Origin of the sequence: Micromonospora palomenae, from assembly GCF_007829925.1 — a bacterium.
GTDB lineage: Bacteria > Actinomycetota > Actinomycetes > Mycobacteriales > Micromonosporaceae > Micromonospora > Micromonospora purpureochromogenes.
The window spans coordinates 178390-204730 of the sequence record NZ_VIXA01000002.1; the positions used below are offsets into that span (position 1 = coordinate 178390).

Annotated in this window: 28 protein-coding genes; 13 read left to right on the forward strand and 15 right to left on the reverse strand. The window is 72.0% G+C overall.

Annotation, left to right across the window (positions count from 1 at the left end):
* The first annotated feature begins 99 nt into the window (after window positions 1-99).
* The 5 genes from FHX75_RS11750 to FHX75_RS11770 all read left to right on the forward strand — a co-directional run bounded on the left by FHX75_RS11750 (window position 100) and on the right by FHX75_RS11770 (window position 5244).
* Window positions 100-1536 (forward strand): gamma-aminobutyraldehyde dehydrogenase, encoded by a 1437-nt coding sequence (locus FHX75_RS11750; RefSeq protein WP_154939323.1) that lies wholly within the window; start codon window positions 100-102, stop codon window positions 1534-1536.
* Window positions 1537-1539: 3 nt separating this feature from the next.
* A complete protein-coding gene (gene gabT / locus FHX75_RS11755) occupies window positions 1540-2811 on the forward strand; it encodes a 4-aminobutyrate--2-oxoglutarate transaminase (RefSeq protein ID WP_154939325.1) in 1272 nt (423 codons plus the stop codon).
* 128 nt (window positions 2812-2939) lie between these two features.
* Complete coding sequence (locus tag FHX75_RS11760; RefSeq protein ID WP_154939327.1) at window positions 2940-3356, forward strand: GntR family transcriptional regulator; 417 nt, start codon at window positions 2940-2942, stop codon at window positions 3354-3356.
* Between the two features lie 11 nt (window positions 3357-3367).
* Window positions 3368-4258 (forward strand): ABC transporter ATP-binding protein, encoded by an 891-nt coding sequence (locus tag FHX75_RS11765; RefSeq protein WP_154939329.1) that lies wholly within the window; start codon window positions 3368-3370, stop codon window positions 4256-4258.
* On the forward strand, window positions 4255-5244 hold the full coding sequence (locus FHX75_RS11770) for a transporter (RefSeq protein ID WP_154939331.1): 990 nt from the start codon (window positions 4255-4257) through the stop codon (window positions 5242-5244). Before FHX75_RS11765 ends, FHX75_RS11770 begins: the two co-directional genes overlap by 4 nt.
* Before the next feature lie 120 nt (window positions 5245-5364).
* On the opposite strand, the gene FHX75_RS11775 is transcribed toward FHX75_RS11770, so the two are convergent.
* Both FHX75_RS11775 and FHX75_RS11780 read right to left on the reverse strand, forming a co-directional pair.
* On the reverse strand, window positions 5365-6045 hold the full coding sequence (locus FHX75_RS11775; RefSeq protein ID WP_246157973.1) for a septal ring lytic transglycosylase RlpA family protein: 681 nt from the start codon (window positions 6043-6045) through the stop codon (window positions 5365-5367).
* Between the two features lie 199 nt (window positions 6046-6244).
* Complete coding sequence (locus FHX75_RS11780) at window positions 6245-6439, reverse strand: hypothetical protein (protein ID WP_154939333.1); 195 nt, start codon at window positions 6437-6439, stop codon at window positions 6245-6247.
* 163 nt (window positions 6440-6602) lie between these two features.
* On the opposite strand from FHX75_RS11780, the gene FHX75_RS11785 reads away from it, so the two are divergent.
* From FHX75_RS11785 to FHX75_RS11795, 3 genes are read left to right on the forward strand one after another with little or no spacing between them, the layout of a single operon-like run.
* Window positions 6603-7889, forward strand: a complete 1287-nt coding sequence (locus FHX75_RS11785; protein ID WP_154939335.1) for a GAF domain-containing protein — start codon at window positions 6603-6605, stop codon at window positions 7887-7889.
* A 38-nt stretch (window positions 7890-7927) separates the two neighbouring features.
* Window positions 7928-9433, forward strand: coding sequence for an aldehyde dehydrogenase (gene adh / locus FHX75_RS11790; RefSeq protein ID WP_154939337.1), 1506 nt, complete (start codon window positions 7928-7930; stop codon window positions 9431-9433).
* Entirely contained in the window at window positions 9433-9780 is a 348-nt protein-coding gene (locus FHX75_RS11795; protein ID WP_154939339.1) for a DUF779 domain-containing protein, read from the forward strand. Before adh ends, FHX75_RS11795 begins: the two co-directional genes overlap by 1 nt.
* Before the next feature lie 168 nt (window positions 9781-9948).
* On the opposite strand, the gene FHX75_RS11800 is transcribed toward FHX75_RS11795, so the two are convergent.
* From FHX75_RS11800 to FHX75_RS11835, 8 genes are read right to left on the reverse strand one after another with little or no spacing between them, the layout of a single operon-like run.
* The gene (locus FHX75_RS11800) at window positions 9949-10266 is read right to left on the reverse strand and encodes a hypothetical protein (protein WP_154939341.1); all 318 of its coding nucleotides are present in this window, start codon (window positions 10264-10266) and stop codon (window positions 9949-9951) included.
* Window positions 10230-11243: an agmatinase gene (speB, locus tag FHX75_RS11805; RefSeq protein WP_154939343.1), complete on the reverse strand. Its 1014-nt coding sequence runs from the start codon at window positions 11241-11243 to the stop codon at window positions 10230-10232. Before speB ends, FHX75_RS11800 begins: the two co-directional genes overlap by 37 nt.
* Window positions 11240-12442 (reverse strand): saccharopine dehydrogenase family protein, encoded by a 1203-nt coding sequence (locus FHX75_RS11810; protein ID WP_154939345.1) that lies wholly within the window; start codon window positions 12440-12442, stop codon window positions 11240-11242. The genes speB and FHX75_RS11810 overlap by 4 nt, the downstream gene beginning before the upstream one ends.
* Entirely contained in the window at window positions 12442-13863 is a 1422-nt protein-coding gene (locus FHX75_RS11815) for an NAD(P)/FAD-dependent oxidoreductase (protein WP_154939347.1), read from the reverse strand. Before FHX75_RS11815 ends, FHX75_RS11810 begins: the two co-directional genes overlap by 1 nt.
* Window positions 13860-14702 (reverse strand): ABC transporter permease, encoded by an 843-nt coding sequence (locus FHX75_RS11820; RefSeq protein WP_246157975.1) that lies wholly within the window; start codon window positions 14700-14702, stop codon window positions 13860-13862. The genes FHX75_RS11815 and FHX75_RS11820 overlap by 4 nt, the downstream gene beginning before the upstream one ends.
* Window positions 14703-15617 carry an ABC transporter permease gene (locus FHX75_RS11825; RefSeq protein WP_154939349.1) on the reverse strand — a complete coding sequence of 305 codons (915 nt, stop codon included), beginning with the start codon at window positions 15615-15617 and terminating at the stop codon, window positions 14703-14705.
* Window positions 15614-16765 carry an ABC transporter ATP-binding protein gene (locus FHX75_RS11830; RefSeq protein ID WP_154939351.1) on the reverse strand — a complete coding sequence of 384 codons (1152 nt, stop codon included), beginning with the start codon at window positions 16763-16765 and terminating at the stop codon, window positions 15614-15616. The genes FHX75_RS11825 and FHX75_RS11830 overlap by 4 nt, the downstream gene beginning before the upstream one ends.
* A gap of 5 nt (window positions 16766-16770) precedes the next feature.
* Window positions 16771-17955 carry a polyamine ABC transporter substrate-binding protein gene (locus FHX75_RS11835; RefSeq protein WP_154939353.1) on the reverse strand — a complete coding sequence of 395 codons (1185 nt, stop codon included), beginning with the start codon at window positions 17953-17955 and terminating at the stop codon, window positions 16771-16773.
* Between the two features lie 210 nt (window positions 17956-18165).
* Here FHX75_RS11835 and FHX75_RS11840 point away from each other — a divergent pair, with 210 nt between their 5' ends.
* The 4 genes from FHX75_RS11840 (at window position 18166) to FHX75_RS11855 (ending at window position 22281) form a co-directional block, all read left to right on the forward strand.
* The gene (locus tag FHX75_RS11840) at window positions 18166-18678 is read left to right on the forward strand and encodes an Lrp/AsnC family transcriptional regulator (protein ID WP_154939355.1); all 513 of its coding nucleotides are present in this window, start codon (window positions 18166-18168) and stop codon (window positions 18676-18678) included.
* Between the two features lie 176 nt (window positions 18679-18854).
* Window positions 18855-20201 (forward strand): aspartate aminotransferase family protein, encoded by a 1347-nt coding sequence (locus tag FHX75_RS11845; RefSeq protein WP_154939358.1) that lies wholly within the window; start codon window positions 18855-18857, stop codon window positions 20199-20201.
* A complete protein-coding gene (locus FHX75_RS11850; protein WP_154939360.1) occupies window positions 20186-20905 on the forward strand; it encodes a pyridoxamine 5'-phosphate oxidase family protein in 720 nt (239 codons plus the stop codon). The genes FHX75_RS11845 and FHX75_RS11850 overlap by 16 nt, the downstream gene beginning before the upstream one ends.
* Window positions 20905-22281 (forward strand): NAD(P)/FAD-dependent oxidoreductase, encoded by a 1377-nt coding sequence (locus tag FHX75_RS11855; RefSeq protein WP_211364453.1) that lies wholly within the window; start codon window positions 20905-20907, stop codon window positions 22279-22281. Before FHX75_RS11850 ends, FHX75_RS11855 begins: the two co-directional genes overlap by 1 nt.
* Before the next feature lie 133 nt (window positions 22282-22414).
* Here FHX75_RS11855 and FHX75_RS11860 read toward each other — a convergent pair whose 3' ends face one another.
* A complete protein-coding gene (locus tag FHX75_RS11860; RefSeq protein ID WP_154939364.1) occupies window positions 22415-22783 on the reverse strand; it encodes a DUF3499 domain-containing protein in 369 nt (122 codons plus the stop codon).
* 153 nt (window positions 22784-22936) lie between these two features.
* Here FHX75_RS11860 and FHX75_RS11865 point away from each other — a divergent pair, with 153 nt between their 5' ends.
* Window positions 22937-23386 carry a metallopeptidase family protein gene (locus FHX75_RS11865; protein ID WP_154939366.1) on the forward strand — a complete coding sequence of 150 codons (450 nt, stop codon included), beginning with the start codon at window positions 22937-22939 and terminating at the stop codon, window positions 23384-23386.
* Between the two features lie 82 nt (window positions 23387-23468).
* On the opposite strand, the gene FHX75_RS11870 is transcribed toward FHX75_RS11865, so the two are convergent.
* The 4 genes from FHX75_RS11870 to FHX75_RS11885 form a co-directional block, all read right to left on the reverse strand.
* Window positions 23469-23726, reverse strand: coding sequence for a WhiB family transcriptional regulator (locus FHX75_RS11870; protein ID WP_007455784.1), 258 nt, complete (start codon window positions 23724-23726; stop codon window positions 23469-23471).
* A gap of 469 nt (window positions 23727-24195) precedes the next feature.
* On the reverse strand, window positions 24196-24540 hold the full coding sequence (locus FHX75_RS11875; RefSeq protein ID WP_154939368.1) for a phospholipase: 345 nt from the start codon (window positions 24538-24540) through the stop codon (window positions 24196-24198).
* Between the two features lie 16 nt (window positions 24541-24556).
* Window positions 24557-25954 (reverse strand): DUF4331 domain-containing protein, encoded by a 1398-nt coding sequence (locus FHX75_RS11880; RefSeq protein ID WP_154939370.1) that lies wholly within the window; start codon window positions 25952-25954, stop codon window positions 24557-24559.
* 105 nt (window positions 25955-26059) lie between these two features.
* Entirely contained in the window at window positions 26060-26341 is a 282-nt protein-coding gene (locus FHX75_RS11885) for a hypothetical protein (protein ID WP_088963882.1), read from the reverse strand.

Sequence of the window (26341 nt, forward strand, 5' to 3'; positions counted from 1 at the left end):
CACAGGCCTTGTCTGCCGCGAATTCAGTAGCGAAGATGGCAGCGAGATTCCGAATACCTCCGCGACCAGACTCCCGGCCACCCCTGGAGAGACATCCTCATGAGCGACCAGCAGCAGCTGCGCAACTTCGTCAACGGCCAGTACGTCGAACCGGTGGCCGGCGGATACGCCGACCTGATCGACCCGTGCACCGGTGAGGTCTTCGCCCAGGCCCCCGTCTCCGGTGCGGCGGACGTGGACGCGGCGATGAAGGCCGCCGCCACCGCCTTCGAGAGCTGGCGGGACACCACTCCCGGCGAGCGGCAGAAGGCGATGCTGAAGCTCGCCGACGCCGTCGAGGCCCGCGCCGCCGAGCTGGTCGACGCCGAGGTGCGCAACACCGGCAAGCCGCGCCAGCTCACCGCCGACGAGGAACTGCCGCCGGCGGTGGACCAGTTCCGCTTCTTCGCCGGCGCCGCCCGCCTGCTCGAAGGCCGCTCGGCCGGCGAGTACATGGCCGGGCACACCTCGTACGTGCGGCGGGAGCCGATCGGCGTCTGCGCCCAGGTGACGCCCTGGAACTACCCGCTGATGATGGCGGTCTGGAAGATCGCCCCGGCGCTCGCCGCCGGCAACACCGTGGTGCTCAAGCCGTCCGACACCACCCCGGTGTCGACGCTGCTGCTGGCCGAGATCGCGTCGGAGTTCTTCCCGCCGGGCGTGTTCAACGTGGTCTGCGGCGACCGGGACACCGGTCGTACCCTCGTCTCGCACCCGACCCCGCAGCTGGTGTCGATCACCGGCTCGACCCGCGCGGGCATGGAGGTCGCCTCCGCCGCCGCGCCGGACCTCAAGCGGACCCACCTGGAGCTGGGCGGCAAGGCCCCGGTGGTGCTCTTCGACGACGCGGACGTCGCGGCGGCCGCCGAGGCGATCGCGGTCGGCGGCTACTTCAACGCCGGCCAGGACTGCACCGCCGCCACCCGGGTGCTCGCCGGCCCCCGCGTGTACGACGACTTCGTCGCGGCGCTGGCCGAGCAGGCCCGCACCACGAAGACCGGCGCGCCGGACGACGAGGACGTGCTCTACGGCCCGCTGAACAACGCCAACCAGCTGGCCCGGGTCAGCGGCTTCGTCGACCGGCTGCCGGACCACGCCAGCGTGGAGACCGGCGGCTCCCGGCTCGGCGAGCGCGGCTACTTCTACGCCCCGACCGTCGTCTCCGGTGTCCGGCAGGCCGACGAGATCATCCAGGACGAGGTGTTCGGCCCGGTCATCACCGTGCAGCGCTTCTCCGACGAGGACGAGGCGGTGCGCTGGGCCAACGGCGTCGACTACGGCCTGTCCGCCTCGGTCTGGACGAAGGACCACGGCCGGGCGATGCGGATGACCCGCCGGCTCGACTTCGGCTGCGTCTGGGTGAACACCCACATCCCGTTCGTCTCCGAGATGCCGCACGGCGGCTTCAAGCACTCCGGGCACGGCAAGGACCTCTCGGTCTACAGCCTGGAGGACTACACCCGGATCAAGCACGTCATGCACAACATCGAGGGCTGACCCATGACGTCGTCCGAGGAACTGCACAAGCGGCGCGGCGCGGCCGTGGCCCGCGGCGTCGGCAGCACCATTTCGTCCTACGTGGACCACGCCGGCGGCGGCACCATCACCGACGTCGAGGGCCGGCAGTGGATCGACTTCGCGGCGGGCATCGCGGTCGCCAACGTGGGCAACTCCGCGCCCCGCGTGGTCGAGGCGGTGAAGGCGCAGGTCGAACGCTTCACCCACACCTGCTTCATGGTCGCCCCCTACGAGTCGTACGTGGCGGTCTGCGAGCAGCTCAACGCGCTCACCCCGGGGGACTTCGAGAAGCGCTCGGCGCTGTTCAACTCCGGCGCCGAGGCGGTGGAGAACGCCGTGAAGATCGCCCGGCACGCGACCGGGCGGCCGGCGGTGGTGGTCTTCGACCACGCGTACCACGGTCGGACCAACCTGACCATGGCGCTGACCGCGAAGAACATGCCGTACAAGCACCGGTTCGGGCCGTTCGCCGGGGAGATCTACCGGGTGCCGATGTCGTACCCGCTGCGCGACGGGGGCCTCTCCGGCGCCGAGGCGGCGGCCCGGGCCATCGAAATGGTGGAGAAGCAGGTCGGCGCGGAGAACGTCGCCGCGCTGCTGATCGAGCCGATCCAGGGCGAGGGCGGTTTCGTCGTACCCGCGGCGGGGTTCCTGCCGGCGCTGCGCGAGTGGGCGACGGCGGCCGGGGTGGTCTTCGTCGCCGACGAGATCCAGACCGGGTTCTGCCGGACGGGGCAGTGGTTCGCCTGCGAGCACGAGGAGGTCGTGCCGGATCTGATCACGCTGGCCAAGGGCATCGCCGGTGGGTTGCCGCTGGCGGCGGTGACCGGCCGGGCGGAGCTGATGGACGCGGTACACGTCGGCGGCCTCGGCGGCACCTACGGCGGCAACCCGATCGCCTGCGCGGCGGCGCTGGCCAGCATCGAGACCATGCGGGAGCTGGACCTGACCTGCGCGGCGCAACGGATCGAGACGTTGATGGCCGCGCGGCTGCGCACCATCGCCGAGCGTGACCCGCGCATCGCCGAGGTACGCGGCCGGGGCGCGATGCTCGCGGTGGAGCTGGTCCAGCCGGGCACCCTCGTCCCGGACCCGGCCGCCACGGCGGCGATCTCGGCGGCCTGCCACGCCGCCGGCCTGCTCACCCTGACCTGCGGCACGTACGGCAACGTGCTGCGCTTCCTGCCGCCGCTGGTCATCTCCGACGATGAGCTGAACCGGGGTCTGGACATCCTGGACGCCGCCTTCGGCTGAGCCACCGTCTGGCAGAGAGCGCCACGGGTGTCGACGACACCCGTGGCGCTTTTTCGTGTCACGGGGCCACCGGACACCCAATCCTGTCCTATAGTCCTACTGTCGTAGGGCAATGGAAGGGCGACTGGGTGATCGAGTTCGTGCTGGACGGCAGGTCCAAGGTGAACACGTACGTGCAGCTGGTCCAGCAGGTCAAACAGTCCCTGCGGGTGGGCCTGCTGGTGCCCGGTGACCAGCTGCCGAAGGTCCGCGACGTCGCCCAGTCCCTGGCCATCAACCCGAACACGGTGTTGAAGGCGTACCGGGAGCTGGAGATCGAGGGCCTGGTCGAGGGTCGCCCGGGGGTGGGCACCTTCGTCCGGCGCACGCTCGCCGGCACGTCCCTGCCCAACCAGGCCGAGCTGCGCGAGGAGCTGGTGGCGTGGCTGCACCGCGCCCGCGCGGCCGGACTGACCCCCGAGGACGTCACCGCCCTCGTCGAGACCACCATGCGGGCCGCCCTCACCGCTGGCACCGAAGGCACGAAGACCGCCCCGGCACGATGAGAGGACACCAGATGGAGATCGCCCTGGAGGCCCAAGGGCTGGGCAAACGCTACGGGAAGACCTGGGCGCTGCGGGACTGCTCGCTGCACCTGCCGGCCGGGCGGATCGCCGCCCTCGTCGGGCCCAACGGCGCCGGCAAGAGCACCCTGCTGCACCTGGCGGTGGGTCTGCTCCGACCCGACGCCGGCGCCGTACGGATCTTCGGCGCGTCGCCGTACGACAACCCGGAGCTGCTGCCCGAGATCGGGTTCGTCGCCCAGGACACCCCGCTCTACCGCGACTTCACCGCCGCCGAGCTGGTCGACCTCGGTGGCCGGTTGAACCGGCGCTGGGACGGCGCGCTGGCCCGCAACCGGCTGGCCCAGCTCGGCATCCCGCCCAACCTGCGGATCGGTAAGCTCTCCGGCGGGCAACGCGCGCAGGTCGCGCTGGCGCTCGCCCTGGCGAAGCGGCCCCGGCTGCTGCTGCTCGACGAACCGGTCGCCAGCCTCGACCCGCTGGCCCGACGCGAGTTCCTCCAGTCGCTGATGGGCAGCGTCGCCGAGTCGGAGACCACCGTGCTGCTCTCCTCGCACCTGCTGGCCGACCTCGAACGGGTCTGTGACTACCTGGTGGTGCTGAACGCCGCCCGGGTGCAGCTCGCCGGCTCGGTCGACGACCTGGTGGCCGCGCACCGGCAGCTGGTCGGCCCACGGCACGACGGCGGCCCGATCGGCGGCGTCGCCGAGGTGGTCCGGGCCAGTCACACCGACCGGCAGTCCACGCTGCTGGTCCGCACCGACGGTCCGGTCACCGATCCCGCCTGGACGGTACGCGAGGTCGGCCTGGAGGACGTCGTCCTGGCCTACCTTGCCGACGGCGCCTCGCAGACCAGGCACAGCGAGTGGGGGGTGCCGGCATGATCTGGCTGACCTGGCGGCAACACCGCAAGCAGGCGTTCTTCACCCTGCTGGGGTTCGCGGCGCTCGCCGCCCTGATGGTGCCGATCGGCCTGTCGATGCGGCACACCTTCGCCGACCTCGGGCTGGCGGACTGCGTACGCCAGCTCGCCGGCACCGACGTGGCGGCGGCGACCCGGGAGACCTGCGACGCGGGCTTCCGCCGCTTCACCAACCGGTACGGCAGCCTGAACCTGGTGGCCGTGCTGCTGCTCACCCTGCCGGTGCTGGTCGGCCTGTTCTGGGGCGCCCCGCTGGTCGCCCGCGAGGTGGAGCACGGCACGCACCGGTTCGTCTGGACCCAGGGCGTCGGCCGGACCCGCTGGGCGCTGGTGAAGTTCGGGCTGGTCGGCGCGGCCGTGGTGGTCCTCGCGGTCTGCTACGGGCTGGGCATGTCATGGTGGGTCGAACCGCTCACCCAGGCCGCGGACCAGGGCCGGCTCGGCATGATCGTGTTCGACCTGCAGGGCGTCGCCCCGATCGCATACACCCTCTTCGCCGTGGCGCTGGGCATCTTCGCCGGCACCGTGTGGAAACGAATGCTGCCCGCCATGGGCATCACGCTGGCCGGGTTCATCGGCGTGCGGGCGGCGGTGGCGGTCCTGGCCCGCCCGCACTACCAGCCCGCCCGCACCCTCACCTTCCCGATCGAGGGAGTCACGGAGGCCGCCATGAGCCGCGGCGACTGGATCCTCAGCCAGGGCATCCGCAACCCCGACGGGACGATGATGGCGGAGGACACCCGGATCATGTGCCCGCCCGGCGGTAAGGGGCCGGAGGGTAGGGCCTGCGGCGCCGAGCTGGGCCTCCAGCCGGGCGCGTACAACTGGCAGCTGTACCAGCCGGCGGACCGGTTCTGGCTGTTCCAGGGCATCGAGACCGGCATCTTCGTCGCCCTCGCCGCGCTCCTGCTCTACCTCGCGGTACGCCGCCTCCGCCGCATCGCCTGACCGCCGCCCGGGCCTCCGGTGGAACACCATGGGTGTCACACCCTTTGCGTGACACCCATGGTGTTCCACTCATCCGGCCCGCTTCGCACCAGCGGGCCGGCGGGTCAGCGGGTCAGCGGGTCAGCGGAGCAGTTCGACGGTGTTGCGGCGTACCAGGTTTTTGCCGGGCTCCCGGATCGCTTCCATCGCGGCGGCGTTGAGCAGCACGCAACTGCCCGACGGGCCGGTCACCGTCACCGTCACCACCTTGCTGTTGTCCAGGTTGGTCACCCGCAGCCGGGTACCGACCGGGAACTGCCCGCTGGTCGCGGCGGGCGCCCCGCCCTCGGCGGAGAAGGTGATCGCACCGGCGCAGACGCTCGCCGCGGGCGCGCCACCCGGCTGCGCCGGGGGCTGCGCGCTGCCCGGCCGGGTCTGACCGCCCGGCTGGGCGGCTCCCCCGGGCTGCGCGGCGGCCCCGTCCAGGCGCTCCACCAGGTTGCGCCGGATCACGTTCTTGCCCGGTTCCCGGACCAGCTCCATCGCGGCCGCGTTGAGCAGCACGCAACTCCCGGACGGGCCGGTCACCGTCACGGTCGCCGCCCGGTTGTTGTCCAGGTTGGTCACCCGAAGCCGGGTGCCGACCGGGAACCGGTCGCTGGTCGCGGCGGGCGCCCCGCCCTCGGCTGAGAACGTCACCGAGCCCTGGCAGGCACTCTGCCGGGCGGGGGCGGTGTCGGCGAAGCCGAACCCGGTCCCGACCGCCACCACCGCCGCGGCGACCACCGCCACCCCTGCCGCCAACACGTGCTTGCGCTGCACCTTTGTCTCCCGTCGTCCGGTGATCTCCGTACGCCGCCTGGTACGGCGTGGGAGCGCTGCGCGGTTCAGCGGTTCTGGCAGGAGAGTTTCCGGAAGGCCGATTCGGTGACGCGGTGGCACCGACGCCGACACCGATGGTCACGAAGCCGTCTTGCGGAAAGGGCGTGGGCCCGGGAGAACCCGGGCCCACGCCGAAAGGTCAGATGTCGTTGTGCCAGCTGCGGTGGATCTCGCCGGCCGGGCGCGGCTCGCCCTTGGCGACCACCCGCCAGAACCGGTCCGGCTCGGCGTGGTCGCGCAGCGACAGCTCCACGCCGACGCGTACCCGGCGGTCGTCGCGCACCCAGGCCACCAGGTGGCGGTCGCCGCTGACCAGCTGAAGCTGCACCAGCATCCGTTCCCTCGTCCCGACCATCACGACCGCCCCTTCTCCACTCACGACGCCGCGCCCTACCCGGGACGACCGAGGCACCAGGATGACCGGCGTCGATCAGCGCGGCAACCGGTATTGGCGATCAGGGGTGGGCTGCGTCACGATGGGCGCGAGGAGGTCGCCGATGGCCGACCCGTGGCTCGCCCTGGAATTCGGTGCCGATCCGGCCGAGCGGATCGCGCAGGTCGGTGCCGCCCACGAAGCGTTCCTCACCGCCGGTGACCTGCCGCCCCGGGTCCGCGACGTGGTCGCGGAGTCCTGGCGGCGGTCGGCCGGCGCACTGCTCGACCCGGAGGCCACCGCCCCGGTCGACCTCACCGACGACGCGCTGGAGAGCTACCGCGCCGCCCACCCCCTCGCCCGGGTGCTGCCGCTCTTCCGCGACCTGCTCGGCGGCATCGCCGACGACGGCGCGCACCTGATGGCGGTCTGCGACGCGGGCGGGCGGCTGCTCTGGGTGGAGGGGCATCCGGGGGTGCTCCGGCACGCCGAACGGATGAACTTCGTCCCCGGCGCCCGCTGGGACGAGGCGCACGCCGGCACCAACGCCCCCGGCACCGCCCTCGCCGTCGACCACAGCGTGCAGATCTTCGCCACCGAGCACTTCGTCCGCCCGGTGCAGCGCTGGACCTGCGCCGCGGCACCCATCCACGACCCCATCGGGCGGCTGCTCGGCGCCATCGACATCACCGGCGGCGACCACCTCGCCACCCCGCAGAGCCTCGCCCTGGTCCGGGCCACCGCGCGGGCCGCCGAGGCGTTCCTGGCCAGTGCCGCCCCGGCCGACCCCGACGTCATCTCGGTGGCCGCCCTCGGCCGCGACGAGGCCGAGCTGCGCGTCGGCGGGCGGCGCGTCCGGCTCGGCCGCCGGCACAGCGAACTGCTGGTGCTGCTGCTCGACCACCCCGAGGGGCGCACCGGCGAACAGCTCGGCCTCGACCTCTACGGCGACGACCGGCTGCACCCGGTCACCCTGCGCGCCGAGCTGTCCCGGCTGCGCCGCGCGCTCGGCCCCGAACTGCTCGACTCCCGCCCGTACCGGCTGCGCGGCACCGTGCGCGCCGACTTCCGTACCGTCGGCGAGCTGCTGGAACGCGGCGACGCGGCGGGCGCGCTCCGGGCGTACCCGGGGCCGTTGCTGCCCGCCTCCGACGCGCCGGGAGTGGCCCGGCTGCGCCGGCTGGTCGACGGGCAGCTGCGCGCGGCCGTGCTGGCCGCCGGCGACCCGGCGCTGCTCGCGGCCTGGACCGCGACGCCCGCCGGCGCCGACGACCTCACCGCCTGGCAGGCCCTGGCGCGGGCGTTGCCGCCGGGCGCGCCGCGCCGGCCGCTCGCCCTGGCCCGCATCGGCCAGCTCTCCGCCGAGTACGACCTGGAGGGCGCAACGTCGCTGCAACGTCGCGGAAACTAGCGTCCCGCCATCACCCCTGACGGACGGCGGAGGTACCCATGACGCGCTACGACGCCCCCACCCACTGGCAGTCCCGCTACGACCACTTCATCGGCGGCGAGTACGTCAGGCCGCACGGCGGGCGGTACTTCGAGAACCCCTCCCCGGTCACCGGTCAGACCTTCTGCGAGGTGGCCCGGGGCACCGCCGAGGACGTCGAGAAGGCGCTCGACGCCGCGCACGGCGCCGCCGACGCCTGGGGACGCACCTCGGTCGCCGAACGGTCGCTGATCCTCAACCGGATCGCCGACCGGATGCAGGAGAACCTGGAGTCCCTCGCCATCGCCGAGACCTGGGAGAACGGCAAGCCGGTACGGGAGACGCTGGCCGCCGACATCCCGCTGGCGATCGACCACTTCCGGTACTTCGCCGGGGCCATCCGGGCCCAGGAGGGCAGCCTCGGCGAGATCGACGACGACACCGTGGCGTACCACTTCCACGAGCCGCTCGGCGTGGTCGGGCAGATCATCCCGTGGAACTTCCCGATCCTGATGGCGACCTGGAAGCTCGCCCCGGCGCTGGCCGCCGGCAACGCGGTGGTGCTCAAGCCCGCCGAGCAGACCCCGGCGTCGATCCACTACTGGCTCTCGCTGGTGGCCGACCTGCTCCCGCCCGGCGTGCTGAACATCGTCAACGGCTTCGGCGTCGAGGCGGGCAAGCCGCTGGCCTCCTCGCCCCGGGTGGCGAAGGTGGCGTTCACCGGCGAGACCACCACCGGGCGGCTGATCATGCAGTACGCCAGCGAGAACATCAAACCCGTCACCCTGGAGCTGGGCGGCAAGAGCCCGAACATCTTCTTCGACGACGTGAGCGCCGCCCACGACGACTTCCACGACAAGGCGCTCGAAGGCTTCACCATGTTCGCCCTCAACCAGGGCGAGGTCTGCACCTGCCCGTCCCGGGCGCTGATCCAGCAGGGCCACTACTCGGACTTCCTCGCCGCAGCGGTCGAGCGGACCGGCCGGATCGTGCAGGGCCACCCGCTGGACACCGACACGATGGTCGGCGCGCAAGCCTCCAACGACCAGCTGGAGAAGATCCTGTCCTACCTGGACATCGGCCGCCAGGAGGGCGCTCGGGTACTGACCGGAGGATCACGGGCGGATTTGGGCGGCGAGTTGTCGGGCGGGTACTACGTCGAGCCGACCATCTTCGAGGGCGACAACTCGATGCGGATCTTCCAGGAGGAGATCTTCGGCCCGGTGGTCTCGGTGACCTCCTTCGCCGACCTGGACGACGCCGTGAAGATCGCCAACGACACCCTGTACGGGCTGGGCGCGGGCGTCTGGACCCGGGACATGAACACCGCGTACCGGGCGGGGCGGTCGATCCAGGCCGGGCGGGTCTGGACGAACTGCTACCACGCGTACCCGGCGCACGCCGCGTTCGGCGGGTACAAGCAGTCCGGCATCGGGCGGGAGAACCACAAGATGATGCTGGAGCACTACCAGCAGACCAAGAACCTGCTGGTCAGCTACTCCACCAAGAAGCTCGGCTTCTTCTGATGGCCGACACCGTGACCGTGACCCCCGCGGCGGCCGAGGTGCTCCGGTCGCTGCGGGAGCGGCACGGGCCGCTGATGTTCCACCAGTCCGGCGGCTGCTGCGACGGCAGCGCCCCGATGTGCTACCCGGCCGGCGAGTTCCGCACCGGATCGTCGGACGTCCTGCTGGCGTCGCTCGCCGTCGACGGGGTGCCCGAGCCGGTCGAGTTCTGGATGTCGTCGGCCCAGTGGGAGCTGTGGAAGCACACGAGGTTGACGGTCGACGTGGTGCCGGGGCGGGGCAGTGGGTTCTCGCTGGAGGCGCCGGACGGCGTCCGTTTCCTCATCCGCTCCCGGCTGGCCGGCTGACGGCGCCGGAGGCAGGTACCGGTGCGAGCGTGATACCTCTGAGGCATCTTGATACCTCAGAGGTATCACCGCCGCACCTGCGTCCGGCCCGAACGAGGTGGCTGGCCGGTCGTCAGCCGATGCTGATAACCGCGTTGTCCAGCGCGCGCAGCCGGCCGGCGCCGGCGACTAGCGCACGACGAGCGGGACGAGGCCGCCGAGCAACAGCAGCACGGGTACGGCGGACAGCGTGCCGGCCACCGCGGCGGACCGCACCGGCCGACGGGCAACCGTCAGCCAGAGCAGTACGAGGCTGACCAGCACCGCCAGGAACAGCGCCGGGGTCAGGGTGTAGAGCCCGAAGAGCAGCCACCTGTCCCGGTCGGAGGTGCACTCGTCGCCGCACCCCGGCGGTACGGCCCCGGAGAACAGGGCCGTGCCCGCGAGGAGCGCCAGGACGACCGCGCCGGTCAGCGGCCGTCCAGCAGCGGCTGTCGCGGATCCCACGGCGGCCCGCCGGCCGCGTCCCGGCGCCGCCGGGCGATGGCCGAAAGCGCCTCCAGGACCACCCGGTTGCCCAGGTACGCGGTGATGTCGGCATGGTCGTACGGCGGGGCGACCTCGACCACGTCCACCCCGACCACGGGCAGCTCGTAGCAGACCCGGCGGACCGCGTCGAGCAGCTGCCGGGAGGTCAGGCCACCCGGCTCGGGGGTGCCGGTGCCCGGTGCCATGCCCGGGTCGACCACGTCCACGTCGACGGAGAGGAACACCCCCTCGCACTCGTCGGTCGCGATCGTGAACGCCTCCGACAGGCAGGTGTCGAGGCCGCGTGACACCAGCTCGGTCATCTCGTAGGAGCGCATCCGCTGGGCGGCCATCCACGCCAGGGTGGGCGGGTCGGGCCAGTAGCCGCGCAGGCCGATCTGGAGGAACCGGTCGCCGCGTACCGCGCCGGACTCGATGAGCCGGCGCATCGGCTGGCCGTGCCCGTGCAGCGAGCCGAACTCGATGTGTCCGGTGTCGGCGTGCGCGTCGAAGTGCACCAGCGACACCCGGCCGAGCCCGTGCTGCCGGGCGACCCCGGTGGCGTCGGGCAGGGCGATGGAGTGGTCCCCGCCGAGGACGATCGGGATCGCGCCGGCGGCGGCGACGGCGTACACGGCGGCCTCCAGCGACGTTAGCGACCGTTCGATGTCGCCGGAGAACATCTCCACGTCGCCGGCGTCGTAGACCCGCAGGTCGCGCAGCCCGTCGACGCGCATCGCCAGGGACGGGCGGGAGCCGTCGTGCGGCAGGTAGCAGGCCTGCCGGATGGCGGACGGGCCGAAGCGGGTGCCGGGCCGGTGCGAGGTGCCTCCGTCGAAGGGCGCCCCGACGATGACGACGTCGGCGTCGGCGTACGACGCGGGGTCGTCCAGGGTGCAGCGGTCCACCCCGAGGAAGGTGACGTCGGGGCCGTACATCGGGCCGTAGCGGTTCATCGCTCCTGCATCCCCCACGGCGAGCCGTACCCGGTGAGCAGGTCGAGGTAGGGGCGCGGCGGCAGCGCCTCCGGGCCGATCACCCCGGTCCCCGACCACGCTCCCGTGGCGAGCAGTTCCAGGGCCACCACCGGGTTCACCGCGGTCTGCCAGACGACGGCCTGGTGGCCGTACTCCCGCATGGACCACTCGTTGTCGACCACGTGGTAGAGGTAGACCTCGCGCGGCCGCCCGTCCTTGCCGGTGCCGGTGACCCAGGTGCCGGCGCAGGTCTTGCCCCGCATCCGGTCGCCCAGGGTGGCCGGGTCGGGCAGGCTGGCGGCCACCACGTCCCGGGGCGACACCTCGACGCCCCGGACGGAGACCGGAGCGGTCGAGTCGAGGCCGACCTTGTGCAGGGCCTTCAGCACCTCGATGAACTCGTCGCCCAGGCCGTACTTGAAGGTGACCCGCTTCGCCTTCACCCAGCGCGGGATCAGCAGCACCTCCTCGTGCTCGACGTTGACGCACTCGACCGGGCCGATCCCCTCCGGGAAGTCGAAGACCTCCGGCTCGCTGAACGGCTCGGTGGTGTACCAGCCCCGGCCCGCCTCCCAGATCACCGGCGGGTTCAGGCACTCCTCGATGGTGGTCCAGATGGAGAACGACGGCGCGAAGGCGTAGCCGTCGACGGTGAGGTTCGCGCCGTCGCGGACGCCGATCTCGTCGATCTCGTCGAACAGCTCGTCGGCGGCGTACCGGGCGAAGACGTCCGACAGGCCCGGCTCGATGCCGATGCCGCAGAGCGCCAGCCGGCCGGCCGCCTCCCACCGGTCGGCGACGGCGAACTGGTCGTCGCCGAGCTTCACCCCGGTCTCGGCGTAGGGGCGGGACGGGTGCGGGTGGGACAGCGACATGGCCATGTCGAGGTAGTCGGCCCCGGCTGCGAAGGCGCCATCGAAGATCGGCATGACGAAGCGCGGGTCGACCGCGTTGAGCACGTGGGTGATCCGGTGCTCCCGGCAGAGCGCGGCGACCGCGTCGGCCGAGGAGGCGTCCACCTTGGCGGCGACGAACCGGTCACCGTGCCCGGCCACGGCACGCTCGGCGCGGCCGAGGTCGTAGTCGGCGACGATCATGGTCTCGAAGAAGGAACGGCGGGCGGCGATGGCGACAGCGGCGGAGCCGACGCCACCGGCGCCGACGAGCAGGATGCGCATCAGGAATCAAACCCCAAACCAAGACGATCGAGAGTACGGAGCCAGACGTTGCGCCGGCCCTCGCGCGCGTCGGCGCGGGCGAGCGACCAGCGGGTGAGGTTGATGCCGGCGGCCCGGACGGGCTCCGGCGGGAACGGCAGCGGCGTGCTGCCGACCAGGTCGAGCCGGGTCAGCGGGGTTTCCTCGCCGCTCAGCAGGTCGAGCATCACCCGCGCGCCGAACCGGGTGGCGCCGACGCCGAGCCCGGTGTAGCCGGCCGCGTACGCCAGTCGGCCGTCGTAGGCGGTGCCGAAGAACGGGCAGAACCGGGTGCAGGTGTCGATCACCCCGCCCCAGCGGTGGCTGAAGCGCAAGCCCTCCAGCTGCGGGAACGTGGTGAAGAAGTGGTCGGCGAGGGCGGTGAAGGTGGCCGGGCGCTGCTCCAGCTCCGGGGCGACCCGGTTGCCGTAGTGGTAGACCGCGTCGTAGCCGCCGAACAGGATCCGCCCGTCGCCGGTGATCCGGTAGTAGTGGAACTGGTTGCCGGTGTCCGCCAGCCCCTGCCGGTTGCGCCAGCCGATCGCGTCCCGCTGCGCCGGGGTCAGCGGCTCGGTCATCAGGGCGTAGTCGTAGACCGGCACGAGCCAGGCGCGCAGCCGGCGCAGCAGCGGCGGGAAGGCGTTGGTGGCGAGCACCACCTGCCGGGCCCGCACCGCCCCCGGCGCCGCGTCCGGCCCGCCGGCGGTCGCCGCCCGCAGCGCGGCGCCGTCGCGGCGCAGCCCGGTCACCCGGGTGTGCTCGTGGATCCGGACCCCCTCGTCCAGGCAGGCCCGGCGCAGGCCCCAGGCCAGCCTCGCCGGGTCCAGCATGGCCACCCGGTCGGCGTCCCACAGCCCACCGAGGTACGTCGGCGAGTCCACCTCGGCGCGCACCTCGTCGCGGTCGAGCAGCCGCACGTCGTGGCCGTACCGGCGGGCCAGCTCGGCGTCCTCGGCCAGCCCGGCGACCTGGTACGGCTCGACCGCCACCGCCAGCTCGCCGGTGCGCTCGAAGTCGCAGTCGATCCCGTACGCCTCGACGGTCGCCGCGATCGCGGCCAGGTTCTCCCGGCCGAGCCGCTCCAGCTCGTCGATCTCGCCGGGGAAGCGGTCCACGCCGTTGGCCAGCCCGTGGGTCAGCGAGGCGGCGCAGAACCCGCCGTTGCGCCCGGACGCCGCCCAGCCGCAGGTGCCCGCCTCGACCAGCAGCACGTCCCGCGCGGGATCGTCCCGCTTGGCGAGCAGTGCCGCCCACAGGCCGCTGTAGCCGCCGCCGACGACCAGCAGGTCGGCGGTGTGCGTGCCGTGCAGCGGCGGCAGCGGGTCGGGCCGTTCCGGGCGGTCGAGCCAGTAGGGCACGGGCGCCGCCTCGGCGAGCGCCCGGCCGGTATGCGGGAGGATCATGACGGGCTCTTCGCCCGCCGGCCGGCCGCCGGGGCGACCGCGAGGTGGCTGCGCCGGGCCTTTCGACCGCGCAGCGAGCTGGCCCCGACCAGCAGCAGCGCGATCACGAACATCGCCGTGCCGATCACGTTGACCTGCGGCGGGATGCCCCGCTGGGCGGCGCCCCAGACGTACATCGGGAAGGTGACCGTGGTGCCGGCGTTGAAGTTCGTGATGATGAAGTCGTCGAAGCTGAGTGAGAAGGCGAGCAGCGCGGCGGCCACGATGCCGGGCAGCACCAGCGGCAGGGTGATCCGCCGGAACGTCTGCCACTCGCTGGCGTAGAGGTCCATCGCGGCCTCCTCCAGCCGCCGGTCCATCCCGGCCAGCCGCGCCTTGACCGTCACCACCACGAACGACACGCAGAACATGACGTGCGCGATGACGATGGTCCAGAAGCCCTGCGGCACGCCGGCGGAGACGAAGAGGGCGAGCAGCGAGGTGCCCATCACCAGCTCCGGGGTGGCCATCGGCAGGAAGATCAGCAGGTTGATCCCGGTACGGCCGCGGAACCGGTGCCGGACCAGGGCGAACGCCATCAGGGTGCCGATCACGGTGGCGACGACGGTGGCGATGAAGCCGATCTGCACGCTGCGGAGCACCGCGTCGCACATCTCGGAGGTGGCGCAGGGCTGCCGCCAGTTGTCCAGGGTGAACTCGTGGAAGTCGTACGACAGCCGGCTGGACGGGCGGTTGAAGGAGAGGCCGGCCACCACCAGGATCGGCAGGGAGAGGTAGCCGAGCACCAGCAGGGCCACGCCCATCACCCAGCGGTCGGCCAGCCATCGGGACAGCCTCACTTACACCACCTCGTCCGTGCCGGCCCGGCGCAGGTAGACGAAGACCACGGCCAGGATCGCCGCCATCAGCAGGAACGACAGCGCCGCGCCCTGCGGGTAGTCCAGCCGCACCAGGAACGCCGAGTCGATGACGTTGCCGATCATGTATTCGTTCGGGGTGCCGAGCAGTTCCGCATTGATGTAGTCACCGGTGGCCGGGATGAAGAAAAGCAGCGTGCCGGCGATCAGGCCGGGCATCGACAGCGGCAGGGTGACCCGGCGGAACGCCTGCACCGGGCTGGCGTACAGGTCGCTCGCCGCCTCCAGCAGCCGGTAGTCCAGCCGCTCCAGGCTGGCGTACAGCGGCAGCACCAGGAACGGCAGGAAGTTGTAGGTCAGGCCGAGGATCACCGCGACGGGGGTGGCGAGCAGTCGGCCGTCGGGCGCGAGCAGGTGCAGGTCGCGCAGCAGGCCCACCAGCGCGCCGTTGTCCGACAGGATGGTCTTCCAGGCCAGGGTGCGCACCAGGAAGCTGGTGAACATCGGGGCGACCACGCAGACCAGCAGCAGGTTCTTCCACCGGCCGGCCTTCTGCGCGATCGCGTACGCCAGCGGGTAGCCCATCAGCAGGGCCAGCACCAGCGCGATCCCGGCGTAGCCGAAGGAGCGGGCGAACTGCGGCCAGTACGCCTGCAACGCGTCGGGGTAGTTGCCGAACGCCCAGGTCAGCGCGTACCCGGTGGAGAGCGAGCCGCTGGGGTCGTAGAGGCTGGCCGCGGCCAGTTGCAGCAGCGGCAGGCCGAAGAAGACGAACAGCCAGGCCGCGCCGGGCAGCAGCAGCAGGTACGGCAGCAGCCGGTGCCGCCCCCGCCGGGGCGGTGGCGGCGCGGCGGCCGCCTGCCCCGACGGGGTCGGTACGTGGGCCAGCGCGGTCATGAGGCCGCACCCACCGGCTCGTCGAGCAGCGGGGTGGTGCGGTCGTCCTGGCCCGGCTCGCGGGGCAGCAGGAAGGCGTGCCGGGGGTGCCAGTGCGCCACCACCCGGGTGCCGACCGGCAACTGGCGGCCGGCGCCGCTGTTCGCCGCGAACGCGGAGATCTCGCTCCCCCAGCCGGTGCGGACCAGGTACTGGGTGCTGACGCCCACGTAGGAGGCGTCGGTGACCACACCCTCGATGTGCTGGTGCCCGTCGGGCACCTGGTCGGCGGAGCCGACCAGGTGCAGCTTCTCCGGGCGTACCCCCAGGTAGACCGCGCCCCGGTCGGTGCGGGCGCGGTCGGCGGGCACCGAGAAGCGGGCGCCGTGGGCGGTGACCGGCACCTCGGTGCCGGCGGTGCCCGCGGCCTCGGCGGCCAGCAGGTTGGACTGGCCGAGGAAGTTCGCCACGAACGCGGTGGCCGGGAACTCGTAGATGTCGGCCGGCGCGCCGAGCTGCTCGATCCGGCCGGCGTTCATCACCGCGACCGTGTCGGCCATGGTCATGGCCTCCTCCTGGTCGTGGGTGACGTGCACGAAGGTGATCCCGACCTCGGTCTGGATCCGCTTCAGCTCGATCTGCATCTGCCGCCGCAGCTTCAGGTCGAGCGCGCCCAGCGGCTCGTCGAGCAGCAGCACCTGCGGGCGGTTGATCAGCGCGCGGGCCAGGGCGACCCGCTGCTGCTGCCCACCGGAGAGCTGCGCGGGGCGCCGATTGCCGTAGTCGTCGAGCTGCACCAGCGACAGCATCCGCATGACCTCGTCGTCGACCGAGCGGATGCCGCGCCGGCGCAGCCCGAACGCCACGTTCTCGAAGATGTTCAGGTGCGGGAAGAGCGCGTAGCTCTGGAACACGGTGTTCACCGGCCGCTTGTACGGCCGCAACCGGGCGATGTCCCGGTCGCCGAGCAGCACCTGCCCGCTGGTCGGTTCCTCCAGTCCGGCGATCATCCGCAGCGTGGTGGTCTTGCCGCAGCCGGACGCCCCGAGCAGGGCGAAGAACGAGCCCTGCGGGATGGTCAGGCTGAGGTCGTCCACCGCGGTGAAGACGCCGAACCGCTTGGTGAGGTTGGCCAGCCTCAGGTCGCCGGCCGGTGACTCGTGTCCCATCGTCCTCACGCCCCGATGACCTGCTGGAACTTGGTTTCGTACTCCTTCTCCTGCTTCTCGTCCAAGGCCATGAAGACCTTGGACTTCGACAGCAGGGCCTCGTCCGGGAAGATCAGCGGGTTGGCCGCCAGCTCCGGGTCGATCTTCTCCATCTCGGCCTGCGCGCCCTTGACCGGGCAGATGTAGTTGACGTACGCGGCGAGCTGCGCGGCGACGGCCGGGTCGTAGTAGTAGTTGATGAGCGCTTCGGCGTTGGCCTTGTGGGTGGCCTTGTTCGGCACCATCATGTTGTCGCTGAACAGCATCACGCCGGAGTCGGGCGAGACGAACTTGATCTTCTCGTCCTCGCCGGTGAGCTGGATGACGTCGCCGGACCAACCGATGCAGGCCGCGATGTCGCCCTTGGCGAGGTCCGGGGCGTAGTCGTTGCCGGTGAACTTGCGGATCTGCCCGGAGTCGACGGCCTTCTTGAGCTTGTTGAGCGCGTCGTCGAACTGGGCCCCGGTGAAGTTGGCCGGGTCGTGCCCGTTGGACTGCAGCAGCAGACCCATGGTGTCGCGCATCTCGGACAGCGCGGTCACCTTGCCCTTCAGGTCGGGGCGGGTCAGCAGCTCGTCGACGGTGCGGAGCTCCTTGGTGACGTTGCCGTTGTAGGCCAGGCCGGCCAGGCCGGACTGCCACGGGATGGCGATCCGGTTGTCCGGGTCGAAGGACCGGTTGATCAGCGACGGCAGCAGGTTGGCCGCCACGTTCGGGATCTTCGCCGGGTCGAGCTTCTGGATCCAGCCGAGCCGGATCATCCGGGCGGCCATCCAGTCGGTGAGGACGATGATGTCCCGGTCGGTGCTCTGGCAGCTGGCGAGCTGGTTCTGCACCTTGCCGAAGAACTCGTTGTTGTCGTTGATGTCCTCGGTGTAGGTGACCTGGATGCCGGTCTTCTGGACGAAGGCGTCGAGGCTGGGCCGCTTCGACTCGTCCTTCTCGTCCACGTCCATGTACTGCGGCCAGTTGGCGAAGGCGAGCTTCTTCTCCGTCGCGGAGAGGTCCTCGCTCTTGCAGCCCTCCTCGGTCTGGGTAGCGGCCTTGGTGCCGCAGCCGGCGAGCGCGCCGCCCGCGGCGAGCAGGGCGGCCGAGGAGAGGGTGCCGGTGAGCAGTCCACGCCGGGTGAAGGGCTTCAGGGGAGTTCGCATGTGACGACTCCTAGGGGGTCGTCCGTCGGCGGCGGGGACGGGGGTGACGCGCCGGCGGGAGGGGGTCAGGTGCCTGGGACGACTGATCCTGACATGAGGTGACCGACCCCACAAGGGATTCCGTTGCGGGAATAGCAATGGACGACGAAATACGCCACACTGCCCGATGGCACTAGGCTCACCCGGGGGAACGGACATGGGGAGTGGTCGATGACGAACCGGCAGCAGGAGAACGGCAACGGCGGGCGGCGGGTGGCTGTCCGTGAGGGCGCCAGTCACGCTCTGCTCGACGACGTGGCGAAGCAGATCATCGAGCAGCTCCAGGAGGACGGCCGGCGGCCGTACGCGACCATCGGCAAGGCCGTCGGGCTCTCCGAGGCGGCCGTGCGGCAGCGGGTGCAGCGGCTGCTCGACGCCGGGGTGATGCAGATCGTCGCCGTCACCGACCCCCTCCAGCTCGGGTTCCCCCGCCAGGCCATGATCGGGCTGCGTACCGACGGTGACCTGGAGACGGTGGCCGACCGGCTCGCCGAGTTCGAGGAGATCGACTACGTGGTGATCACCGCCGGCTCGTTCGACCTGCTGGCCGAGGTGGTCTGCCGCAACGACGCCCACCTGCTGGAGATCCTGCAGAAGCTGCGCGCCGTCCCCGGGGTGCTGGCGACCGAGGCGTTCGTCTACCTCAAGCTGCGCAAGCAGACCTACACCTGGGGTACGGCCTGATCACTTCGCCGGCCGTACGGATTCCGTAGCGCCAGCCATGGTCGGTCGCAGAATTCGTTGCCTCAAGGGCGATTGACTGTCGATCCCACTTGCTTTGCGCCATCGGACTGTGCGATAACCGTGGGCAGAGCGGCCGGTGTCACCCCCTGACCGGCCCGAGACCTGATGGGGCTGACATGGCCAACGCCACCGACCACCTCTGGATGCACTTCACCCGGATGGCCAGCTACTCCGCCGGCGAGGTGCCGACCATCGTCCGCGGCGAGGGCGCGTACATCTGGGACTCCCAGGGCCGCCGGTACCTGGACGGACTCGCCGGGCTCTTCGTCGTCAACGCCGGCCACGGGCGTACCGAGCTGGCCGAGGCGGCCGCCAAGCAGGCCGGCGAGCTGGCCTACTTCCCGCTCTGGTCGTACGCCCACCCCAAGGCCGTCGAGCTGGCGGAGAAGATCGCCTCGCTCACCCCGGGCGACCTGAACCGGGTCTTCTTCACCACTGGCGGCTCCGAGGCCGTCGAGGCGGCGTGGAAGTTGGCCCGGGCGTACTTCAAGCGCACCGGCCAGCCGAACAAGCACAAGGTGGTCAGCCGGTACATCGCCTACCACGGCACCTCGATGGGCGCGCTGTCGATCACCGGCCTGCCCGGCATCAAGAGCGACTTCGAGCCGCTGGTGCCCGGCGGCATCAAGGTGCCGAACACCAACTTCTACCGCGCCCCCGAGCACGGCGACTCGCCGGAGGCGTTCGGTCGCTGGGCCGCCGAGGAGATCCGCCGCGCCATCGAGCGCGAGGGGCCGGACACCGTCGCCGCCGTCTTCCTGGAGCCGGTGCAGAACTCCGGCGGCTGTTTCCCGCCGCCGCCCGGCTACTTCGAGCGGGTCCGGGAGATCTGCGACGAGTACGACGTGCTGCTCGTCTCCGACGAGGTGATCTGCTCGTGGGGCCGGCTCGGCGAGTACTTCGGCGCCGTCCGGTACGGCTACCAGCCGGACATCATCACCACCGCCAAGGGCATCACCTCCGGGTACGCCCCGCTCGGCGCGATGATCGCCAGCGAGCGGCTGATGGAGCCGTTCCTCACCGAGACCGGCATGTTCGCCCACGGGGTGACCTTCGGCGGCCACCCGGTCTCCTGCGCGGTGGCCCTGGCCAACCTGGAGGTCTTCGCCCGCGAGGACCTCATCGGCCACGTCCGGGCCAACGAGGGCGCCTTCCGGTCCACCCTGGAGAAGCTCAACGACCTGCCCATCGTCGGCGACGTCCGGGGCGACGGGTACTTCTACGGCATCGAGCTGGTCAAGGACAAGGCGACCCGGGAGACGTTCGACGAGGCCGAGTCCGAGCGGCTGCTGCGCGGCTTCCTCTCCACCGCGCTCTTCCAGGCCGGGCTCTACTGCCGCGCCGACGACCGGGGTGACCCCGTGGTGCAGCTCGCCCCGCCGCTGATCGCCGACCAGCAGCAGTTCGACGAGATCGAGCAGATCCTGCGCGCCGTGCTGACCGAGGCATGGAACCGCCTCTGAGCGGCGGGCCCGGGCTGGACGGGGCCGGTTCCCGGGACACCGGGAGCCGGCCCCGCACCGGCGGGGCCGGGAGCAGCGCGGCCGTCGGTGGCACCGACCGCACCCGGGTACGCCGGCTGCCCGAGCTCGCCGTCCACGACCGGGCCACCCTGCACGCCGTCCTCGACGCCGGCCGGGTCGGTCACCTGGCCATCGCCGACGGGCGTCAGCCGTACGCGCTGCCGGTGGCCTACGCCCGCGACGGCGAGCGGGTGCTGCTGCACGGCTCGACCGGCAGCCGACTGTTCCGGCACCTCGCGGCGGGCGCGCCGGCCTGCCTGACGGTGACCCTGCTCGACGGTCTCGTGCTGGCCCGCAGCGCCTTCGCCTCCTCGATGAACTACCGGTGCGCCATGGTGCTCGGCGAGCTGAGCGTGGTCGACGGCGACGACCGGCTGGCCGCCCTGGAACGCATCTCCGAGCAGCTGCTGCCCGGCCGCTGGGCGGCGATCCGGCCGCCGTCGGCGAAGGAGCTGGCCGCCACGCTGGTGCTCGCCCTGCCGCTGGACGAGTGCTCGGTGAAGGCCAGTGCCGGCCCGCCCGACGACCCCGACGACGACCTCGACCAGCCGGTCTGGGCCGGGGTGGTGCCGGTGGTGGAGACGCTCGGCACCCCGCAGCCCGACCCCCGGCTGCGCCACGACCTGCCCCCACCGGAGTGGTGATGCGCTACCAGGAGCTGTCCCACTGGCTGTCCACCGTGGACGAGCCGCTGGACCCGCGCCCGTCGCTGCCCGGCGACGCCGACGCCGACGTGGTGATCGTCGGCGCCGGCTACACCGGGCTGTGGACGGCGTACCACCTCGCGACCGCCGACCCGTCGCTGCGGATCACCGTGCTGGAGGCGGAGATCGCCGGGTACGGCGCCTCGGGCCGCAACGGTGGCTGGTGCTCCGCGCTCTTCCCCACCTCGCTGCCCGCGCTGGCCCGCCGGCACGGCCGGGACCGGGCGCTGGCCATGCAGCGGGCCATGCAGGAGACCGTGCGCGAGGTCGGCCGGGTGGTCGCCGCCGAGGGCATCGACTGCGACTGGCACCAGGGCGGGACGGTGGTGCTGGCGCGGTCGCCGGCCCAGCTCGGCCGGGCCCGGGCCGAGGTGGCCACGGCCCGCGAGCACGGTCTCGACCCCGAGGACCTGGTGCTGCTCGACGCCGCCGAGGCGTCCGCCCGGTGCGCGGCCGAGGGGGTGCTCGGCGCGACGTACACCCCGCACTGCGCGGTGGTGCACCCGGCGAAGCTGGTCCGTGGGCTGGCCCGGGCGGTCGAGCGCCACGGGGTACGCCTGCACGAACGCACCCCGGTCACCGCGATCCGGGCCGGCGCCGCGGTCACCCCGTACGGCACGGTCCGGGCGCCGGTGGTGGTCCGGGCCACCGAGGGGTACACGCCCGGGCTGCCCGGGCAGCGGCGCGCCATCGCCCCGGTCTACTCGCTGATGGTGGCCACCGAGCCGCTGCCCGCGCAGACCTGGGACCGGATCGGGCTGGCCGAGCGGGAGACGTTCTCCGACCACCGGCACGTCATCATCTACGGCCAGCGCACCGCCGACGACCGGTTGGCCTTCGGCGGGCGGGGCGCGCCCTACCACTTCGGCTCCCGGGTCTCCCCCGCGTACGACCGGGAGCCCGCGGTCTTCCGCGCGCTGCGCCGGGTGCTGGGCGAACTCTTCCCCGTGCTCGGCCCCGAGGTGCCGGTCACCCACACCTGGGGCGGCCCGCTCGGGGTGGCCCGGGACTGGTCCGCTTCGGTAGGGCTGGACCGCGCGACCGGTCTCGGCTGGGCGGGCGGCTACGTGGGCGACGGGGTGGGCACCAGCAACCTGGCCGGCCGTACCCTCGCCGACCTGATCCGCGGCGTGGACAGCGACCTGACGACGCTCCCCTGGGTCAACCACCGCTCCCCGAAGTGGGAACCGGAGCCCCTGCGCTGGCTGGCGGTCAACGCCGGCCTGAAGGTGATGTTCTCGGCCGACGCCGCCGAGGCCCGCAAGGGTCGCCCCTCCCGCCGCGCCGCCGCCTTCTCCCGCCTCCTCGGCCACTGACCCACCGACCCCGCGTCCCGCGTGCCGGCTCGGTGATCAAGAGGTTTGCGTCATCCAGGGCCCTGATCCTGACGCAAACTTCTTGATCACCGGGGGCAGGGCGGACAGGCGGTGGGGAAAGGGAGGGTGGGGGTTAGTGGTTGGGGGGGATTACGCGGAGGTGGCCTCGGCGGCCGGTGTGGGGGGAGGGGTGGCCGGACTGGTCGTCCTCGGGGGGACGGGGGGCCACCGGGCGGGCGGCCTCGCGGACGGCCTCGGCCAGGGCCACCAGGTCGTCGGTGGTGGGCGGGGGCGGCTCGAACTCGCCCTCGTGCCGGACCACGTCCCAGCCCCGGGGAGCGGTCAGGCTCCGGGCGTGCGGCTCGCAGAGGTCGTACGTGTGCGGCTCGGCGAAGGCCGCCAGCGGGCCCACCACCGCGGTCGACTCGTTGTAGACATAGGTCAATGTGGCGACCGCTTGCCGGGGGCAGCCGTTACGGGAGCAGCGCCGTGGTGACCTCACGGCGGCAGGGTATCCCCATTACCGGGTCCGGCGCACCGGTTCGCGTTGCGACACGCCCGTCACGGTGATCACAATTCGCGCCGCTCGGCCCCGCCGCGCCAGGAGTGCGGCGCTGCCGCAGGCCAGGCCGGCCCGGGAGCTACCCTGTGCCTCATGACGAGCCCGGAACACCGCCGCCCCGGCTCCGGCCGGCGCACCCACCGCGACCGCCACGGTCGTGGCCTGCGGGGGCGGCTGGTCCCGGCAACCGTCCCGCTGTCCCGCACCAAGGCCGAGGTCTTCGACGACCTGGTGCTGGACACCGTCGAGACGCTGGAGCGCCGCTTCGCCAAGGAGCTGGCCGGCGTCGAGTTCGCCGTCGAGGACGTCCCGCCGGACCTGAACGTCTACGACTCGGACGTGCTCGAGGACGGCGAGGTGCCGCTGGCCCGCCTGCTGCCGGGACGCCCCGGCCGGCAGGAGGTGCCGCCCCGCATCGTGCTCTACCGCCGGCCGCTGGAGTTCCGCGCGATGGACCGCGAGGACCTGGCCGACCTGGTGCACGACGTGATCATCGAGCAGGTGGCGAACCTGCTCGGGGTCGACCCGGACGAGCTGGCCTGACCCCCCTCGATCGGGCCGCCCCCGCGGCACCGACCCGGGCGTGAGCCGGGCGGCCCCCACCGCCCCGGCCCCACACGTCAGCTCAGGCGGCCCGCCGCTTGAGCTTGCGCCGCTCCCGCTCGGAGAGCCCGCCCCAGATCCCGAACCGCTCGTCGTGACCGAGAGCGTATTCGAGGCATTCCGTCTTGACCTCGCACCGCGAGCAGATCCGCTTCGCCTCGCGGGTCGAGCCGCCCTTCTCGGGAAAGAACGCTTCCGGATCGGTCTGCGAGCAGAGCGCCCGCTCCTGCCACTCCGGCGCGTTTCCGAGCAGGTCGGCCACCTCAAGCTGGCCGTCCATCAGATGCCTCCTTGTCGCGCACCGGCGTCATCGCCGCTGCAACCCCCCACGCGAAAGGCGTGCTTGTCCGTACGGTCCCCATTTGTTGCGTTCCGTGCGAACAACCCCATTCAAATTACACGCGTGTAATGCGTGCGCCGTCAAGCTGAACTTGATAATGGAGTCGCCCTCCCGACACCGTTCGAGCGACCACTTCGGTCGCCCGCCTCGCAACCTGCCCTATCGATTCAGACCCCGGCCGAGTAACGCCCTCTCCGGCGAGTTGCCCGAGATTTCTGCCGTGGCGTGCCCATCGTGGACGCCGCCGGGGTACGCCGGCGGAGGCTCCGGTGGACCAGCATCAAGATCGAGTTCTTGGTGGGGCACAGGTTAACGCGGTTCGGCCACGGCCGCCCGTCGAGCCGGAAATGCCGACAGCGCCCCGTCCACGATGTGGACGGGGCGCGACGGCTCGGACGCGGAGCGGTGATCAGCTCACCCCCGGCGGAGCGCTGCTCGGCCAGACGAACTCGGCGACGGCGCCGCCGGTGACGGAGATCGCGCCGGCGGGTGTCCGCTCGTCCCACCAGACGGTATAGAGACCGGCCGGCAGGTCGGGGTACACGGCACTGTGGAACACCCCGTCCCGGACGACGCGCTCCCGCACGGCCGAATGGGTACGCGGCCCGTCGGGCTGGTCGGCCCGGCTGATCTCGATTTCCCGCCCGTGCAGCCGACGGCCGGTGTGGACGATCAGCGCGCCGGTGTCCGCGCCCAGATCGAGCAGGACGGTGCCGCTCTCCGTCGGCCCGTACCGGTGGTCGTGCCCGTGCATGACGGCCTCCCTCCGCTCAGGACTTCGCCACCGGCGGGTTGTTGAACCCGTCGTACGGCGTACCGAGGAAGGGGAAGCCGGCCAGGAAGGGGGCGGTCACGTCGGCGGCGCTCAGCCCCGGGGTGACCGCGCCGGCCGCCGCGTCGGGGGTGAAGGCCTTGTCCACCAGCGGCACGGTGACCCCGGCGATGGCCCGCAGCGCGATGCTCACCACGTCGTCGCCGACCCGCCGGCCGTTGGGGAAGCCGGCCAGGTCGCCGCCGAGCACGCCGAACCGGTCCGGCTTGGCGGTCGGCTTGATCGCGGTGTTCAGCCGCAGCATGTCGGCCTGCACGTCGCCGGTGTTGTTGGTGAAGCCGTCGATCAGCCCGGCCGGGATGCCGGTGAGCAGGATCGCCGCCAGGTCCGCCCGGACCTTCTTGGCCTTGTTCAGCGCGTCCAGCCGGGGGAAGACGCCCGGATAGAGGGTCGGCAGCAGGGCGGCCAGCTCCGGCTGCTCGACGAAGCGGGCGAACCGCTTGTCCTCCGACGGCGGCAGGGTGTTCCACAGGTCCTTCTTGGACATCGGCACGATGACCTCGTTGAACAGCGGGTTGCCCAGCCGTGACACCTGGGTCCACGGGCCGGTGGCGGTGTCCGCGGCGGCCCGGTCGCCGAGCACCCGCACCTGCTGCCGCGAGGCCGACGTCCATACGCCGATCACCGAGGCGCGGTCGGCCTGGCCGTACCGGTTGGCCTTGCGGCGCACCTTGCTCAGGGGCACCTGCACCGCGATGCTGTGCACGTTCATCCGGTCCACGGCGTTGACCGGCTCGCCCTCGGCCTTGAAGAGCTTCTTGCCGGCGACGTGCAACTGCTGGAACGGCCGCAGCGTACCCAGGTCGAAGATGGCGCCGAGGTCGACGAAGAAGCCGTCCGCGCGCTGCCCGGCGAAGACCCGCTCCCCGGTGGAGAGGCTGTACGTCGCCTGACGGGCCAGCTGGGCGTAGTTCGGGGTGGAGAGCGGGCCGACGTTGCACGGCGGGCAGGGCAGCTTGTGCGCGAGCACGTGCTCCCGGCCGTCGGCCACCCGGGTCAGCTTGTAGAACTGGCGCCGATTCCAGTTCTCGCTGTCCAGCGACTCGATCGGGCCGGTGTTGTAAAGAAAGCTGTTCGGATTCGTGATCTCGGTGCTGAATTCGAACCGGTAGGTCACGTCGGGACGGCCGTCACCGTCGTTGTCGATGTGAATCTCGTACCGCACGTCGTCGCCGAACTCGAAGAAGTTCGGTCCGCCGGAGGGGAGCTGCAACGGCACGTAGTTGGCGATCAGCGTGACCGAGTCGGGCCGGTCGGGGCTGACGAACGCGTACAGGTCGGAGCTGTCGGCGACCGGATCCTTGCTTATCTCCGGTGCTTCGCGATGGGAGGACATGGCGGACCAACCTTTGCGGGATCAGGAGCGAGGTGAGGGTGGCCGGGCGCCGAAGGCCCGCGCCGGGCCGGACGGGGAGGGCGGGGCGGGCGGTACGCCGGCGGGTCAGCGCCGCCCGGCGGCGCGCCGCAACCGGTCCGCCAGCCCGCGGTCGCGTACCTCGATCCGGGACGTGCCGACGAAGACGTCCATCGTCCCGGTGGCGGCGTCGCGCAGGTGGACCACGATTGGGTCGTCCTTCGCGCCGGCGGCCGAGGGAGCGTTCTGCGCGGCCGACAGGCCCGGCACGGTGAGGGCGGCGGCGCCCAGCGTGGCGCTCGCCGCGGCGGTCAACGTCTGCCGGCGGGTCAGTCGCGGCCAGGGCCGCTTCCGCTCGTCACTCGTCAT

Coding starts and splice junctions, on each gene's coding strand:
- FHX75_RS11750 (WP_154939323.1), top strand. CDS start 100: ATGAGCGACCAGCAGCAGCTGCGCAACTTCGTCAACGGCCAGTACGTC.
- gabT (WP_154939325.1), top strand. CDS start 1,540: ATGACGTCGTCCGAGGAACTGCACAAGCGGCGCGGCGCGGCCGTGGCC.
- FHX75_RS11765 (WP_154939329.1), top strand. CDS start 3,368: ATGGAGATCGCCCTGGAGGCCCAAGGGCTGGGCAAACGCTACGGGAAG.
- FHX75_RS11770 (WP_154939331.1), top strand. CDS start 4,255: ATGATCTGGCTGACCTGGCGGCAACACCGCAAGCAGGCGTTCTTCACC.
- FHX75_RS11780 (WP_154939333.1), bottom strand. CDS start 6,439: ATGCTGGTGCAGCTTCAGCTGGTCAGCGGCGACCGCCACCTGGTGGCC.
- FHX75_RS11785 (WP_154939335.1), top strand. CDS start 6,603: ATGGCCGACCCGTGGCTCGCCCTGGAATTCGGTGCCGATCCGGCCGAG.
- adh (WP_154939337.1), top strand. CDS start 7,928: ATGACGCGCTACGACGCCCCCACCCACTGGCAGTCCCGCTACGACCAC.
- FHX75_RS11795 (WP_154939339.1), top strand. CDS start 9,433: ATGGCCGACACCGTGACCGTGACCCCCGCGGCGGCCGAGGTGCTCCGG.
- speB (WP_154939343.1), bottom strand. CDS start 11,243: ATGAACCGCTACGGCCCGATGTACGGCCCCGACGTCACCTTCCTCGGG.
- FHX75_RS11810 (WP_154939345.1), bottom strand. CDS start 12,442: ATGCGCATCCTGCTCGTCGGCGCCGGTGGCGTCGGCTCCGCCGCTGTC.
- FHX75_RS11815 (WP_154939347.1), bottom strand. CDS start 13,863: ATGATCCTCCCGCATACCGGCCGGGCGCTCGCCGAGGCGGCGCCCGTG.
- FHX75_RS11825 (WP_154939349.1), bottom strand. CDS start 15,617: ATGACCGCGCTGGCCCACGTACCGACCCCGTCGGGGCAGGCGGCCGCC.
- FHX75_RS11830 (WP_154939351.1), bottom strand. CDS start 16,765: ATGGGACACGAGTCACCGGCCGGCGACCTGAGGCTGGCCAACCTCACC.
- FHX75_RS11835 (WP_154939353.1), bottom strand. CDS start 17,955: ATGCGAACTCCCCTGAAGCCCTTCACCCGGCGTGGACTGCTCACCGGC.
- FHX75_RS11840 (WP_154939355.1), top strand. CDS start 18,166: ATGACGAACCGGCAGCAGGAGAACGGCAACGGCGGGCGGCGGGTGGCT.
- FHX75_RS11845 (WP_154939358.1), top strand. CDS start 18,855: ATGGCCAACGCCACCGACCACCTCTGGATGCACTTCACCCGGATGGCC.
- FHX75_RS11850 (WP_154939360.1), top strand. CDS start 20,186: ATGGAACCGCCTCTGAGCGGCGGGCCCGGGCTGGACGGGGCCGGTTCC.
- FHX75_RS11855 (WP_211364453.1), top strand. CDS start 20,905: ATGCGCTACCAGGAGCTGTCCCACTGGCTGTCCACCGTGGACGAGCCG.
- FHX75_RS11865 (WP_154939366.1), top strand. CDS start 22,937: ATGACGAGCCCGGAACACCGCCGCCCCGGCTCCGGCCGGCGCACCCAC.
- FHX75_RS11870 (WP_007455784.1), bottom strand. CDS start 23,726: ATGGACGGCCAGCTTGAGGTGGCCGACCTGCTCGGAAACGCGCCGGAG.
- FHX75_RS11875 (WP_154939368.1), bottom strand. CDS start 24,540: ATGCACGGGCACGACCACCGGTACGGGCCGACGGAGAGCGGCACCGTC.
- FHX75_RS11880 (WP_154939370.1), bottom strand. CDS start 25,954: ATGTCCTCCCATCGCGAAGCACCGGAGATAAGCAAGGATCCGGTCGCC.
- FHX75_RS11885 (WP_088963882.1), bottom strand. CDS start 26,341: ATGACGAGTGACGAGCGGAAGCGGCCCTGGCCGCGACTGACCCGCCGG.